Raw genomic sequence first — 15,438 nt, forward strand, 5'->3', positions numbered from 1 at the left:
CTCCAAAAAAGGAGCTCTTTTATTTTCGTGGTAGTTTAATTGATTTTGATATAAAAGACACAGGCACTATAATTTTAACATTTTTTCCTAAAGTGAATGGTTTGGTCACTATATCAAAAATTGGATATATATTATTATCTAACGTCCTTATACGAACATAAGTTTCATCTTCTACTCCAAAAGGTGCTTCAAAATTTTCTCTAACTTCTTCTGGTAGTTCAAAAGTAACTACATTATCAACTGCTTGTTTCCATTCGGTAAATCTAGCAGCAGTTTCTTCACCTGGTACTGCCCCTTCATACAATGAAGCCTCCCACTGATCGGTAAATCCAAACTCGTTTTTACCTATCTTCAGTGATATAATAACTTTTGTAGCTACTTCTGGCGGTTCTTTTGGAACACACAGAACGTCTCCTGGGAAAATAACATTTGGATCTTCAATATGAAGGTTAGCATCTATTAAATCATTTAAATCCACTCTAAACATTTTCGCTATATTAAACATCGTATCTCCTGGTTGGACTGTGTATCTGCCCTCAAATCCTTCTGGACATTGTTCTGGTACTCTTCCTTCTACCTTATCATCTGGCACACATAAAACATCTCCTGGTCTTAAATTATCAAAATCTGGTATATGATGATTAACATCTATTAAGGATTGAACCTTTACACCATATTCTCTCGCAATTGAAAAAAATAGTGTCATTTTCTTGAACAGTATATCTACCTTTATAGTCTTTTGGACAGCGATATGGCTTTCTTCCACGCATGTTATTCCTCCTTCAGTCTAACTTTAATAAATCTTATGTTATTAATTCAAAAAATGACAATGACTACTCTATAAAAGTGGATAAGAAATGATTAAAGGAAATTTATTTCCGGGGAAATGAATTTCCTTTACAAAAGTATTAAACTTTTCAAAACTAAAAAATAAACGGTGCAAACCTTTAAAGGTTCACACCGTTTATTTCAATCAATGAGACTAGATTTCTAATATATAAATTTACCATGTATCATCAGTAGGTGGTATATCCGGCTTATATTCTTCTTGTTCATTTCTAATACCATCACGTAACAGAATTATACCTGCATATGTTACTATGACAAATACCAACCATGTCAGAATATAAATTGGCATCTCTGTTACCCAAAAAGCTGCTATGAATACTGCTGGAATTCCTGCTAATGTAAGTCCTACAGATGCTCTTAAATCTACTGCTCCTTTTTTTATAAATCTTACAGCAGCTCCGGGCATCAAATAAGCACATGAACCCATCATAATAGGGAAAGCAACCACCGGATTCATACCTAGTGAGTAAACTAAAGCCATACAAGGTGCATACAAACCAATTCCTAAAGTCATTAATGCACCTAAAATGAAGTTAACTACCACAGCTACTATAAGCCTCCAACCACGTAAACCAATTGCATCTCCACCAACAGGCATTAATTCAACTTGACCTAAAAATACAAAAAGGGCTGTTACTAACAATGCTATTCCCATACCTAATTGTACCTTTTTCTCTGGCAACCCAGACACTATACCCGCTCCAATAACAGCACCAAATAAAGCTGCACCTATCATCAATACTAGTGTAAGTGGATCTACTTCGACTCTATCAATGAAAATAAAGAACATAAGGATTACAGTAGTTGTAAAACCAACATTAAGAGTTCCTGGGATTTTTTTGTCTCTTACTAGTTTAGCTCCCTTAAACCATGCTGTAGTAGGGGCAAAACAACCTATTCCGAGCGTATCAAAGAAATTAGTTACAAATCCTACGACACTTAAATGGGCAAAGTTATCAAAGCTTGGTTTTTGATCTTTAATTGCTTTAATCCAGTGTACTAAAAACCAAATTGCCATTACACTTAAAACACCTAACAGAACAATTTGCATAATAGCTCACAACTCCTTTTGATAGGTTACTATATTTCGAACCCATAAGCTAGTGGATCTTCTTTTTGAATAACAAACTTTTGTAGACCAGTTATAAAAGCATTACCAGTAACTTTAGGAATAACTGCATTGTAATCTCCTACTGTTACTCCTTTAATTAATTCACCTATAAAACGAGTTCCCGTAATACTTTCACTGACATATTTTTTACCTATATCTAATTGCCCTTTTCCAAATAGACTAGCCATTTTTGCCGAAAGTCCCGTTCCACAAGGAGACCTATCAATCTGTCCTTGACCAAAAACAACAACATTCTTAACATCTGCATCTGTATTAGGTTTCTTATCATATATTTCCACCAAGTCAACTGTTTTGATATTCGAAAGTTCAGGATGTTTAATTTCTACTTGCTCATTAACTGCTTTTCTAATTTCTAGTCCTGTTTCAAGAATTTGTAAAGATTGGTCAACATCTATTTCAACCCCTAATTCATTTTTATCAACAAGAGCAAAATAACTGCCACCAAAACTTATATCTAAATTTATAGTCCCAATCCCTTTTACATCCACACTAACATTTTCCTTATATAGAAATGATGGCACGTTTTCAATTGTTACTTCACCCACATAACCATTTTCTACTTTAACAAAGGCATTAATAAGCCCAGCAGGAGATTCTAAAGTAACTTTTGTATACGGCTCTGTAACAGGAACCATTCCCGTTTCAACTATCACTTTACTAGCCCCTATTGAACCGTGGCCACACATGTTTAAATATCCTCCACCATCCATAAATATAATTCCAATATCTGCCTTACTATTTGTAGGCTCTAATAATATAGAGCCAAACATATCTCGGTGTCCTCTTGGTTCATACATTAAAGCTGTCCGTATATTATCATAATTTTTCTCTAAATAATCTCTTTTTTCCACCATTGAGTTTCCTTTAATAGAAGGTAGACCACCAGTAACAACCCTAGTTGGTTCTCCCATAGTATGAGAATCCACTGCTGTTATCATTTGATCAAATTTCATCTACATCCTCCTTTTATTAGGTACCTTTCAGACTAACTGAAAGGTACCCATATATTTATACATCAGCTTTGTATTCATAAGGTAATTGTACTATCTGACTTGGTGTATCTAGCTCTTTCAAGTTTTTAAGTGCATCAAGTAAAATATTACGTTGCATTTCTTTGTCATTAGGTGCACCAGCGTTCGCCCCCATTGGAACCGCTGGAGCTACCGCTCTTGGGGTACCTTGTTGTCTAGCAACAGGAGGTAAAGCTGCTATAAGTATTGTAGGAATCTCAACTTCTTCAATTGCTCTCTGCACAATCACGGCAGAGCGGTGACATGTACCTCATCCAGCAGTAAGTACAGCAATATCTGCTCCATCATCTTTTAGTGTTTGAGCAATTTCTGGACCAGTATATTCCTTAAACTTAGTCTGGTCACCTCCACCACCCATAAAACCAATATGGTGTTTTGAAAGTCCTCCAAGAGTACCTTCATCAACAAGCTCATTAACTCGTTCTATTGGAAACATACAGTTAATATCTTTATTTACATCGGCTTGATCATATCCACCATGAGTAACCATTAAATCATCAGGACTACTTTTTGAAGAGATTTTCCTAAATGTTGAATCACCAGCTAGATTGAATCTATCTTGAGTTTTTTCATGTACCCCCGCAGCAGTTACTAATGCTATTTTTGCGTCATTTAGATCAAAATCTACTTCAGTCCAGATAGGAGACGGCATTAAGGGAACATATATTTCAGACTTTAATCCCTTGTAAGTCGTTAGGCTCATATCTCTTTTCCTCCTTTTACAATGATTGGTGAAATTTTAAGCTCCACCATATCACCTATTTGTATACTTTTATCGGATACAAGTAGTCTGATAGGAACATAAATTCTTCCCATCCTACCATCTAATTCAACTTCACATGAACCAGAATCTACTTTCGTGACTGTTCCTTTAAAATAATATAATCCGTAGTTATCAAGTATCACAATCACTTCCTAGTCTCGAACAATTTCTTGATTACTATCTATAATCTCTTGACTCCATGATTTACTTGGCTTTTCAATCTCTTCACCAGCTATCTTGTTTTTAAGCATAGCTATAGCTCTTTTAGCATCTTCTTTAATTACACAATTTTCTTGTAAGATTTCTGTCTCAACTCCATCCTTTGATTTATTTAAGTCAACCATAGCATCCATATATTTGTTACCCACGATTAAAGCCCCTTGTTCAGCTGCAAATGTCATACCTACAACCGATGTTTTGGTTTTACCAACCTCTTCTATATGGCTTGCAAAGTCTATATGATTATTTCCAAACCCTTCTGTGATAACTATTGCTCCATCTAGATCTAATGACTCTGCTAGTCTTCCGAGTCGTTTAGATACATAAAACTTTTGATCATTTTCTTGTGGTGACCCTATAAAACATACACCACATAGATCTAATTCCGACTCTTTAGCTAACAGGTCTACTAAAGGTTCATTGAAATAATGTAAAGTGGTTTCTTTTGAAGCAGGTCCTATACAAGTCATAGCTCTAATGGCTCCATCTCTTACTTCATTTGGGGTTATAAGAGTAGGAATATTACCAAGGTCTACATTATTGAATCCTCCAATAACACCACACGGTTCTTTAGGTAGAATAAGATTATCGTGCATTGCTCCCTGTCCCATGATCTCTTTTACTAAAAGAATCTTCGGTCTACCTTTTCTGCGAGTATCTTTATAAATTGTTTTAGTATTGGCTTTAGATTCTTCTAATTTTTTAAGTTCTTCTCTAATGCTTTGAATTATTACATCACAAGCATCATGAGCCGCAAAAGGTCCAGGTCGCTCCATAGAGCTTCCGTCTTTAATGGTTACATCTACTTTAATTATGTAATCATCTTTATTTGGCGCACCAGGCCTATCAAACTTTACATTTTTTTCTAATGTGCCTTCTGAACTACCAAATTCGCCAATTTGACTACCATTTTTCTCGGTTCCAGTCAAGATAACCGACACACCGTCTAAATGATAAGTTATTCCTTCACCTAAGTCTCCTTCTTTTTTAGTAGCTACAGGTAGCACATCCATAATAGTGTTAACCTCAACATCAAAGTTACCTGGTTCTATAATATCTAACTCTACATCAACTACTAAATCATTTTTCTTGATAGCTTTATCTTTCAAACCTTTTTCTAATAAAAGTTTATCATTTTCGATTTTTGTTTCATCTGATAAGTTAACCTTATTAATTTTAAAACTTTTAATAGCTAATTCTCTTTTAATTTCTTCTTCTGTTTTTTTATCAGTTGATTCATCTTTACTAATTATTTCATTTGTCTCATTTTGTATGTTTTTATCTGTAGTAACAGTAGGTGCACTTTTACCACATGAAATTGGAATTTGTAGGTCTATCCCTTTACCTTCGTCAATCTTTATTTTCACAATTCCATCATTCGCACCTTGTGAGTGTTTAACTGTGTTTGTTTCGGGAATTTTTTCCTGTGTGTCTTCTTTACTTTCTTTTTTACTGACCACATCTACATCTACCATTTCTGAATTAAGTGGAGTTAGTGCATCTGCCGAAACCTTTAACTCATTATCTAATACATCTCCTATAGTTAAAACATCATCTCCTAATTCTAATAGCCCAGAGTCTTCTAAGTCACCAAAAATATTCGGATCTTCTAGATCCTCAGGAGCAATTTTCTTACCTTCTTCTGTTTTACAGCAAACAACCGCTGGTTCATCTTTTAACTGTTCAGCTTGTTCTCTAGAAATTGCCATATTGAACCCCCCATTTACGTTATTCTTTTAATTTTCTAACAAGTCTGTCACCCATAGTTCTATTTACATGATCAGTTGAGTGAAAAACACCTAATTTCAGTTTAGGTGCAACACCCATAACTGTATTTGTACAATCTGCACAAGTACCTGTTATTACTGCATCTGCTTTATTCTTCTTTAGATTTAGTATTTTTTCAGCCTGCCCTGGGCATTCACCTGGATTAGTACACTTTAAATTGCCATTTTTCATCTCAACCGCCTGTTTACACTTTTCAGTACCAACAACTTCTGCACCCATTTTTTCGGCTAACTCAGTTAGTCTCTCTCCTTGGCCTCCACAGCCACATTCTAAAAGACCAACTTTCATTTTTTCTCTATTTGGAAGGGGTAATGTAACTATTACACCTCCTGTTGTTTTATTCACTGGAGTTTCTAAAGTGACATTTTGACCAGTAAAAGGACCACCCATTATTATTTCACCAACAGAATTCGAAAGACCACCACTTTCCTCGATTAACTCTTCTATTGTAGTTCCTAATGGTACATCGAACAAAGGTTTTTGAGTACGTCCTTCACCAATTCTTCCTACTAAAGTTATATCTTTCGCAACTACTGGAGTTCTATCAACTATTGCTCTCTTAACATTTAAAAGTGTTTCGATATTAAGAACTACAGTATTTGCCTCTAAAGGTAACTCATCTGGTTCTAATAATTTACCTAACACTTCTCTTATGATCGCTCGTTCTTCCCCCATGGGGTATATGTCTTTAACTGTTTTTACTTCAATCTTTTCTTCATCTTTTAATTTATTAGTTAATACATCAACAACTTTTTTTTCCTTTTCTTTCACAACTATATAAGCTTTATTTGCATTAACTAATGACATAGCTGTTTTAATCCCGGTAATAATATCTTCTGGGTTTTTCTTCATTCTTTCTTTGTTATGAAGTAGATATGGTTCACATTCCACTCCGTTTGCAATCACAATACCTTCCCCACCTAAATCTAAGTCAAGCTTTTTGTATGTCGGAAAACCAGCTCCCCCAGAACCTACCACTCCTGCAGCTTTTATCAACGAAAGAGAGTCATCCTCGTCAAGCTTTAATATGTCTTTTTCACTTTCTGGAGACATTTCTTGTATCGGTAAGCCATCTTTATCTAATGGTTTTATAAATATAGCTTCATTTGTAACATCTTTAACTTTTCCTTCTATTGATGAATGGTAGATTGACCCTAAAGCATCTTCTTCGCTCTTTGCTATTACCTGCCCTGTTTCTACCGTTTCTCCAATTTCAACTAAAGGTTCTGCAGGTTCTCCTATGTGATTCATTAAGGTTATTTTTTTCAATAATTCACCCCCTTGTTTTTAATTATAGTTTGATAGTATTTAAAGATCTTTATACTTTTGGTAATAAGTTTCAAAATAAGGGTAATTAAGGTTTTTGATGTATCAAAAGTATAATTCTGTTTAACTCTTTGATAATAAAAAATAGTTTATATTTGATTAGTAAAATAGCATCATCCTAGTTTATTTATGTGTTATTTCATTTTTTATATACAAAAAAAAGACTCAAAGAGTCTTCTCAAGTTCTTGTTATTTATCCCATAATAACTATCGGTTCAAGTTATATGTAGATCTCATTTAACATCAGTTCTTTAAAGTATTATTTGTTTCAAAACAAAAAAGCCCTTTAAAGGGCTTTAAAAATTTAAACTTAAATCTAAACTTGTAGCTGAATGTGTGATACTTCCGATCGAAATAAAATCTACACCAGTAGAAGCTACATCTATAATATTATCTTTTGTTATATTACCCGATGCCTCTAGTAGAACTTTATTTGAAAGAAGTCTCACACATTTTGTAAGGTCTTCTATTGTCATATTATCTAATAAAATAATATCTGCACCATTTTGATAAGCTTCTTTTGCTTCTTGTAAGTTAGTAGTTTCTACAGAAACCTTAACCATTGGACCAACATTTGTTTTGACTCTTTTCAAGGCTTCAGTTATAGAGCCTGCTACTTTCTTATGATTATCTTTTATAATTACAGCATCGTTAAGGCCCATCCTATGGTTAAGTCCTCCACCCATTCTAACTGCATACTTTTCAAGAGGTCGTATACCTGGTGTAGTCTTTCTAGTATCTAAAATATCACAAGAGTAATTAGAAATTAGTTCAACAAGTTCGTTTGTTTTAGTAGCTATTCCTGAAAGACGTTGATAAAAATTAAGAGCTAAACGTTCTCCCATTAAAATTTGTGCAAGTGGCCCCGAAATTTCCATTACAGGCTCTCCATAAGCTACGTTTTGTCCATCTTTTATTAATTCTTTACACTCAATTTCACAAGAAATATTTTTAAAGACCCGCTCCACTACAAAACTACCAGCTAAAACTCCTGATTCTTTAGTAATCATTATTGCTTTCCCAAAAATATCTTGGGAACCTAGTATTGAACTAGTAGTTAAGTCTAAACCACTCCCTAGGTCTTCATTTAAAGCATTTTTAATTATCTGATCTAGCCAGTCTTTGTAAATCATTGTCATGATATAGCCATCCTTTCTTGTGGTTATAGGTTTGTCTATATAAATATTTTTTCCTTTTATTAGGATAATCTTTTCTTCGATGCACTCCCCGAGTTTCTTTTCTATTTAAGGAAAATTTAGTAATCACTTTAGCTAAAGTGATTATTTTAGTTAATGGTGATAACTCTTTTAGATAATCAGACTGAAAAGTTAACTTTGTTTCAATTTCATTTATAGCCCTATTACCTTGTTTAAGTTTTTCTTCATCTCGTATAACCCCAACAAAATCCCACATTATTTTCTGAATTTCATTTATGTCATTACAACTGTCTAATCTTAACTCGTTAATATTAACTTTCGAGTATATATTACTGTATTTATCCCACATATAAGATCGAACATTAGTTTTTATTTTTTTAAAATAATTTGTCTTATTTATTCTCACAGCTGTCTTTCCTGTAACTAACCCCAAACAAGCACCTTCTAAAAGCGAATTGCTAGCTAACCTATTAGCACCATGAAATCCACTAGCTGAGACTTCACCTACAGCTAACAGACCATGTATATTAGTAACACCTTCTTTATTAATCGATACACCACCAATACTGTAGTGAGCAGAAGGTGTAATTGGAATTTTATCTGTAGCCAAATCCAGATTATATTTTTCTAACATTTCAGTAATCCCAGGAAACCTATCTTTTACAAACCCTGAACTCATATGACTTGCATCTAAATAGACTCGTCTACCAAGTTTAATATTTTTATATATAGTTGCTGCTACTATATCACGAGGTGCTAATTCTTTCATCGGATGTACATGTTCCATTATTCTATTATTATATTGATCTTTTAATAATCCACCTTCACCCCGTACAGCTTCTGATATTAAATAACATTTATTATCAGATTTAAAAGCTGTTGGGTGAAATTGAATAAATTCTAGGTCTGAAACTTGAACACCTGAAAGTATAGCTTCACCAATCGGAACTCCTAATGCTTGTTCATTATTAGAGCTATTTTCAAAAAGAGCACTATATCCCCCAGTAGCAAGAATAGTTACTTCTGAAAAAAATATATGAATCAAACCATTATCATCTATAGTTAATGCACCAACACATATATTTGATTTAATTAAAAGCTTTAGTAACGAATGTGAATAAAAAGTGGTGAGATTATCTGTTTCATTAATCTTATTTTGAATACTTTTTGATATAAACTTACCTGTTCTATCGCCACCACACTTTAAAATACGTCTTTTTGAATGAGCCCCTTCACGTCCTAATTGATATTCATTATTTTTTGAATCAAAACTTACCCCTAATTCTTGTAATGAAGTGATAGTTTCTGGTGCCTTTTCAGTTATACTTTTAACTATATCGATATCAGATAATCCACTTGAAGCATTTAGTGTATCTTGTTGATGTAAAGAAGGGCTATCAAAACTTGTTACTGCTGCAGCGATTCCTCCCTGAGCTAAATAAGTATTGCTCCCAGTAATATCCTGTTTTGTAACAAGCGCAGTTTCTATCTTTTTAGAAGCCTCACTTGCTGCACACATCCCTGCTATCCCTGACCCTAGAACTAACACAGGAAAATGACGAATAATAGGCTTCAAGGTACTAATTCCTCCTTTTATTTCAGTTATTAAGCATTTTCTCTAAAGTTTGATAAGCTTTAGATCTTGTCTTTTCTGGTACGTTTACTTCAGGTGATAAGTTTTTAAGAGATGATAACAGCCCTTGCAATGTGATTTTTTTCATATTCGAACAAAAGAAACTAGGGCTCAATAGATAAAACTCCTTACCTGGATTTTCTCGCCTTAATCTGTGTAATAACCCCTCTTCTGTTCCGATAATTACTTTAGAATAGTCTGTTTCTTTTGCAAACTTAACCATACCCCCAGTTCCCATAATGTAATCAGCTTTATCTTTCACTTCTTTTGGACATTCAGGATGGACTATTATTGGTGTATTTGGATGAAATTCTCTAGTTTTATTAACCTCTTCTATAGTTACCCGTGAATGTGAAATACAGTATCCATTCCAAGGAATTATGTCTTTATCGGTGAATTGTGAGACATAGTTCGCTAAGTTTTGATCTGGTAAAAATATAACTTCATCTGTATCTAATGAATTTACCACTTCAACAGCATTTGAAGAAGTACAACATATATCACTTTCTGCTTTTACATCTGCACTAGTATTTACATATGCTACAACTTTTGCATTTGGATATCTCTCTTTCATCTTCCTTACTTGATCTGGAGTTGCCATATCTGCTAACGGACAACCAGCTCTCTCATCAGGTAAAATCACTTTTTTCTGTGGAGAAAGTATTTTAGCACTTTCAGCCATAAAATGTACTCCACAAAATACAACTACTGAGTTATAAACTTCTGTGGCAATTTTACTTAATTCAAATGAATCTCCTACAAAATCAGATATCTCTTGTATCTGTGGTATTTGATAGTTATGAGCTAATATTGTGGCATCTTTCTTCTCTTTTAATTTAATTATTTCTTTTTGCGTATTGGTAAAGTTATTCACCTTAAATCTCTCCCTTCGTGTGTTGTCATGTGTCTTTACACATAAAAGTAAAAAAACCTAGTCTTTAACTAAAAAGTTTTTATTTTTTAAAGCTTGTTTGATTTCTATTGCTACACTTTCATTCGGTGTTTCTATTTTGTGTATATGAACACCATCTGTTAAAGTAGCTAATGGACTTGCATTAAAATTTTCTAATTTATCAATGAAATTTTGAACATCTCTTCTAGATCGTATCATCAGATGCCCTGTAATCTCTCCATAAATTGGATGTTCAACAACAACCTCTAAAACGTTACCACCTAAATCTACAATTGTTTCTAATTCTTCTTTAATATCTTTTCTATCATGCTTACTTGCAACTGTTAAAATATATCCATTTTGATTTTTTGATTTATTAATATAGCCTTGTGGTGTAGCTATAATATCATGACCTTGTGCACGTAAAAGAGCAATATCTTGTACTATTACTTGTCTACTTACATCAAATTTTTTTCCTAAAGAAGTACCTGTAACAGGATTTTCAGATGATAACTTCTCTAAAATTTGTTTTCGTCTTGTCTCAGCTTTCATATTTTACCTCCACTCTACTTTTCTTTACACCTGTCTTTACACCTAAAAGTAAATTATCAGAATTTAACTATCCTGTCAACTAGGTTTAACTTATTATTTCCTTTGCACTTTTTATACTTTGTAATAATATTGACGCTGGAATTTTAGATGAAGATGATGTAATTGTAGGTCGTTTCTAATAATTGTAAATAGAAAAACGCCTGATCCCACTTAAGGGCAGGCGTTTTTTCTATTTAAGGCTTAATTGGCATTTTGATATAAAGCCCATTATCAGAAGAGTGATTGTTATATTTGCAATCAGTACAGCTATAACATAGACAACAGCTATTGAAGGAACTACTAGAAAAACAAAACCTACTAATGAAGCTATTTTAACTCCTAAGAAGTAATACCACTTCTGTTGTGCTTCTTCACTTATTTCATATTGTTCTTTACTATCCCCTACTTCTTTAATTCCCATAAAGATATGGTAAACAACAAATAAACTTAATATTATAGCTAGTAGTTCTATTAGATTAAATTGTACATTCAATCCACCACCATGATTCTGTGGTTCATAAATTGTAAAAAGAGATACAAAGATCATAGGTAAGTTAAAGTTTTTTGCTTTATCCCAGTACTTACTATGTGAAGCTAGTGATGATAGAGCTACTGCAAATAAGATATATCCTATAATGTCAGGTAGTAATGTAACTCCATTAATCCGAAAATCTAATGAAACAAATAAAAAGCCCCAATATAAATTTGTAAAAGCCTTATCAAACAATAAATTACCCCTCCCCCACATTTGTTCCATTAACTTAAGACGTATACTTAATTAAAGTTTTGTTAACTTTCATCTTTTGATATAAAAAAACCATACGAAATAATTGCTGCTAAAAGAGCACCAGCTCCTAGTAATTCAATAGATTCTTCAAATAAATTATCCATCAATAAAAAGCCTACTCTTTCCCCTGAAGTAAAATTACCAGGTATATCTATATCAGAAATGTTTTTTGCCATAACGCCATCTGCTATTAGATTATTAATACGTTCTCCTACAACTATATACCATTGTCCTATATTTCTTGTAGCAGAAGCCACAGAAGCAACACTATAGCTACAAAAACCTATAATCAAGTATGAACGTGCCTGTTTATAATGCCAAGCATGTTTATAGAAATAATAAAAGGAAGCTAGCATAATAGCACCTAATATAGCATAGAAAATAAGTTCTATTACAGTTCTATCTGTAAGAAAATTATCTATACCTAAGAATTGAAGAGTAGTAGGGATATAAGTTGTTAAAGTGTGACGGATATTTCCAGAGTCTTCTAGTAACATTACTGTTAACCCTATTAAGAATAATAATGTAAATCTTTTTGAAAAGTTTTTTTGTCCTTCAATTCGTCCATTTAAATAAGCAGAGTAGCCTATAGAGGATGCTAATAAAACCCATTGAAAAATTTCAGTAGGACCAGCCTCTTTAAATATATGTGCAAAAAATAAAGGTTCAGTAGCCTCACTTGACCGTACAGAAGTAACTTCATAAAATCTTCTCGCTAGGTTTTGAAGTCCAAATATATTCTGCACATCTATTAAATAAGTTAATAAAAAAGTAATGATTAAATATCCTAAAACAAAAAAGAATATGTATCCTGGTGCTTTTTTAAGATATTTTGACACTTTGTCCTCTCCTTTCAAAAACTTGTATTTTTCATTATTCTAACACTCCTATATTAAAGGGACAAGCAACACGAAAAGTAGTTAATGTGACACTATCCAAAAAGTTGAAAATTAGTCTACTTGCTGTATATTGATACGTAAAATTTAACAAAATAAGACTGATTAATATAAATAAGAAGGTGATTTATATTAAAAAAATTAATGACAGGGTACTTGCAGGAATTATTGCAGGTTTGGGTGCGAATATATTAAAAAATGCTATTGAACAGTTTGCATTTAAAAGTAGATATAGTAAAAATACAGGAATAATGAAAGCTGTTGGTTTTTTTATGCCCAAGCGTAAAATTAAAACTCAATTAGGTAAACTAAATGGTTTTTTAGCAGATAATGCTGTAGCAGCTTTTCTAGGTGTATGCACTAGTTATTTATTTACTTTTACTGGAAAAGATTATTCTTTAGTAAAAGGAATAGCTATGGGAGATTTGACTTGGTCCTTTGCTTATGGTGTACTCGCTAGGTTAGGAGCGAGTTCTATAAAAGAACAAGACCCGAAAACTTCATTTACTTTAATGATATCTCATGCTGCTTTTGGATTAACATCAGCTATTCTTTTAACAAAGTTAGTAAATCCAAATCTTTATAAACCTCATTTTAAGTCATTAGGTTCACCTAAAAGATCTGATTCTAACTAAAAAAGCCCACGCTGTGAGCTTTAGTTAATTATTCCCTGGATTGTCTGGTAGTCCTTTCCCAGGTGCTTGCTCAGATGGATTATTGTTTTTTTCCCGATTTTTCTGTCCTGGAGGTGTATCTGGTTTATCTGGTGAGTTAGGTAGATCATCATGACCTTTATTATAATTTTTATCACTAGGTGGTCCGGGAACTTCTCTACCTTTATCCTCCCCTTGGTTTCCTGGTGGATGATCATCTTTTCTAGGATGCTCATCATGTTGTGGATGCTCATCAAAACCTGGAGTAGACGAAGGTGGTCCTTTTATTTTTTCAGAGTCATCAAATATTTTATCTAAAGTAACTTCTGAATCGTCTAATTTTTGTAACCATCCTTTTCCCTTTGTTTTTTCAAAATCTTTTATAGAACCGGTCTCTTCAGATACTTTCTTTTTTAAAAGGTGCTCATTAAGGGATTTTTGTTTTTCTTTTGCATGTGACCTTTCCTCTAGTGTAGCAGTTTGAATTCCTACTCTTCCTGGTATATTTTCATCTTTTATAGCTTTTGTTATTTCATCACGCATATCTTTATAATTTTTTGTAACACTCTCTTCTTGGGTATTAACTACTGTTACAAAAATTGCATTTTCATTTTCTAAAGTTATATAACCAGCTTCTCTTGATAACATTAGTAAGGACTGTAGTGAGTGTTGTAATTTTTTCCCTTCTAATTCCATGTTTTCATCTAATCTTTTTGCTTCATCGTTTAAAGGTGTTACTTCTAGCACTTCTTTATTCTCATCTAAGGCGAATTCAAAACTCGGGTTAATATCAATACTTACATATGCTACTGGTTGTTCACCTGTAAAAATAGTTGTATAAATACCTCCTAATAAGACAAATAAAAACATTGCAGCTGCAACTGTACGATAGCTAAAGATACGTCCATTTTGACTATTATCTATCCATATTTCCTTACCAGGTGAAGGTTCTTTTGTTATTGGAATTTTTAAAAACTGTCGATCTTCTGTTGCAACTCTCATATATTTTCCTTCAACCTTAAGTACAACTACTTTTGTTTTACTCACTATCTTCATCCCCTTTCGGAGAGTTAATATCACTTTTGATTATTGGTAAAGAAAACAAGGATTTAAGATAAACAAATCTATTATCTGAGATAATTAATGTAACAGCTAATATGTACTTCCTACCACGTTTCAGTGTTTTCTTACTGACTCCTGTTCTTAACACTAATTCTATCAAAGGAAGCCGTTTCTTTCTTTTTACATAATCTAAAAATTTATTATCTGTTGCAATAATTTTAGCTACTTCAACTAATGTGTCACGAGTTTTCTGATGTTTTGGGCATTCTTTTTCTAATTTATCAAAAGAAAGGTAATAATTGTTAAGTAATTCTTCAAATTGTTTCATTCTTGTGCAGTCTTTTATTCTTATATTCACAATAAGCAGCTTTTATTTCAACTTGTTCTGTTTCATCATCATTTGAACCTTCTGATGGAAGATGATGACGAGATTCTTTACGAAAAAAATCTATCAGCCGACTTTTTATCAACATTCGAGAATAGTTTTTAAATTTCTTTTCTGAAGTTAAATCATAGTGATTTATAGCCTCATTGAAGGCAAGTAAAGCAATACTTAACTCATCATCATTTTCCCATTCAAAGTTTTCGATTACAACTATAAGAAGCAACTTCTAGTATAAAATTTATAAATGTATCAGCTCTTCAACTGTAGTTTCGTC

At 32.9% G+C, this 15,438-nt stretch carries 16 protein-coding genes and 1 pseudogene; 1 reads left to right on the forward strand and 16 read right to left on the reverse strand.

Annotated elements, in window-relative coordinates; genetic code table 11:
- Positions 1-19: 19 nt before the first annotated feature.
- The 13 genes and pseudogenes from CDO51_RS03620 to CDO51_RS03680 form a co-directional block, all read right to left on the reverse strand.
- On the reverse strand, positions 20-766 hold the full coding sequence (locus CDO51_RS03620; RefSeq protein ID WP_089022937.1) for a LysM peptidoglycan-binding domain-containing protein: 747 nt from the start codon (positions 764-766) through the stop codon (positions 20-22).
- Positions 767-1,003: 237 nt separating this feature from the next.
- Entirely contained in the window at positions 1,004-1,900 is an 897-nt protein-coding gene (locus CDO51_RS03625) for a sulfite exporter TauE/SafE family protein (protein ID WP_089022938.1), read from the reverse strand.
- Positions 1,901-1,929: 29 nt separating this feature from the next.
- Positions 1,930-2,934, reverse strand: a complete 1,005-nt coding sequence (locus CDO51_RS03630; RefSeq protein ID WP_089022939.1) for a proline racemase family protein — start codon at positions 2,932-2,934, stop codon at positions 1,930-1,932.
- Between the two features lie 55 nt (positions 2,935-2,989).
- Positions 2,990-3,715, reverse strand: a complete 726-nt coding sequence (gene prdB, locus CDO51_RS14910) for a D-proline reductase (dithiol) protein PrdB (RefSeq protein WP_089022940.1) — start codon at positions 3,713-3,715, stop codon at positions 2,990-2,992.
- A complete protein-coding gene (locus CDO51_RS03640; RefSeq protein ID WP_089022941.1) occupies positions 3,712-3,924 on the reverse strand; it encodes a CBO2463/CBO2479 domain-containing protein in 213 nt (70 codons plus the stop codon). The genes prdB and CDO51_RS03640 overlap by 4 nt, the downstream gene beginning before the upstream one ends.
- 3 nt (positions 3,925-3,927) lie before the next feature.
- Positions 3,928-5,703, reverse strand: a complete 1,776-nt coding sequence (gene prdA / locus CDO51_RS03645) for a D-proline reductase (dithiol) proprotein PrdA (protein WP_089022942.1) — start codon at positions 5,701-5,703, stop codon at positions 3,928-3,930.
- Between the two features lie 19 nt (positions 5,704-5,722).
- A complete protein-coding gene (gene prdC / locus CDO51_RS03650) occupies positions 5,723-7,051 on the reverse strand; it encodes a proline reductase-associated electron transfer protein PrdC (RefSeq protein WP_205842097.1) in 1,329 nt (442 codons plus the stop codon).
- 353 nt (positions 7,052-7,404) lie between these two features.
- On the reverse strand, positions 7,405-8,247 hold the full coding sequence (gene nadC / locus CDO51_RS03655; RefSeq protein WP_089022943.1) for a carboxylating nicotinate-nucleotide diphosphorylase: 843 nt from the start codon (positions 8,245-8,247) through the stop codon (positions 7,405-7,407).
- A complete protein-coding gene (gene nadB, locus CDO51_RS03660) occupies positions 8,207-9,841 on the reverse strand; it encodes an L-aspartate oxidase (protein ID WP_089022944.1) in 1,635 nt (544 codons plus the stop codon). Before nadB ends, nadC begins: the two co-directional genes overlap by 41 nt.
- A gap of 22 nt (positions 9,842-9,863) precedes the next feature.
- A pseudogene (gene nadA, locus CDO51_RS03665) lies at positions 9,864-10,775 on the reverse strand (quinolinate synthase NadA); the annotation flags it as partial.
- Positions 10,776-10,829: 54 nt separating this feature from the next.
- Entirely contained in the window at positions 10,830-11,342 is a 513-nt protein-coding gene (locus tag CDO51_RS03670) for a transcription repressor NadR (protein WP_089022946.1), read from the reverse strand.
- A gap of 229 nt (positions 11,343-11,571) precedes the next feature.
- Positions 11,572-12,108, reverse strand: coding sequence for a hypothetical protein (locus CDO51_RS03675; RefSeq protein ID WP_089022947.1), 537 nt, complete (start codon positions 12,106-12,108; stop codon positions 11,572-11,574).
- A gap of 62 nt (positions 12,109-12,170) precedes the next feature.
- Complete coding sequence (locus tag CDO51_RS03680; RefSeq protein WP_089022948.1) at positions 12,171-13,007, reverse strand: hypothetical protein; 837 nt, start codon at positions 13,005-13,007, stop codon at positions 12,171-12,173.
- Positions 13,008-13,186: 179 nt separating this feature from the next.
- Here CDO51_RS03680 and CDO51_RS03685 point away from each other — a divergent pair, with 179 nt between their 5' ends.
- Positions 13,187-13,699 carry a hypothetical protein gene (locus tag CDO51_RS03685; protein WP_089022949.1) on the forward strand — a complete coding sequence of 171 codons (513 nt, stop codon included), beginning with the start codon at positions 13,187-13,189 and terminating at the stop codon, positions 13,697-13,699.
- A gap of 24 nt (positions 13,700-13,723) precedes the next feature.
- On the opposite strand, the gene CDO51_RS03690 is transcribed toward CDO51_RS03685, so the two are convergent.
- From CDO51_RS03690 to CDO51_RS03700, 3 genes are read right to left on the reverse strand one after another with little or no spacing between them, the layout of a single operon-like run.
- A complete protein-coding gene (locus CDO51_RS03690) occupies positions 13,724-14,764 on the reverse strand; it encodes an anti-sigma factor domain-containing protein (protein ID WP_089022950.1) in 1,041 nt (346 codons plus the stop codon).
- Positions 14,757-15,107: a hypothetical protein gene (locus tag CDO51_RS03695; protein WP_089022951.1), complete on the reverse strand. Its 351-nt coding sequence runs from the start codon at positions 15,105-15,107 to the stop codon at positions 14,757-14,759. The genes CDO51_RS03690 and CDO51_RS03695 overlap by 8 nt, the downstream gene beginning before the upstream one ends.
- Complete coding sequence (locus CDO51_RS03700) at positions 15,094-15,387, reverse strand: sigma factor (protein ID WP_089022952.1); 294 nt, start codon at positions 15,385-15,387, stop codon at positions 15,094-15,096. The genes CDO51_RS03695 and CDO51_RS03700 overlap by 14 nt, the downstream gene beginning before the upstream one ends.
- Positions 15,388-15,438: the final 51 nt, after the last annotated feature.

It is taken from the genome of Natranaerobius trueperi (assembly GCF_002216005.1).
Lineage (GTDB): Bacteria > Bacillota > Natranaerobiia > Natranaerobiales > Natranaerobiaceae > Natranaerobius_A > Natranaerobius_A trueperi.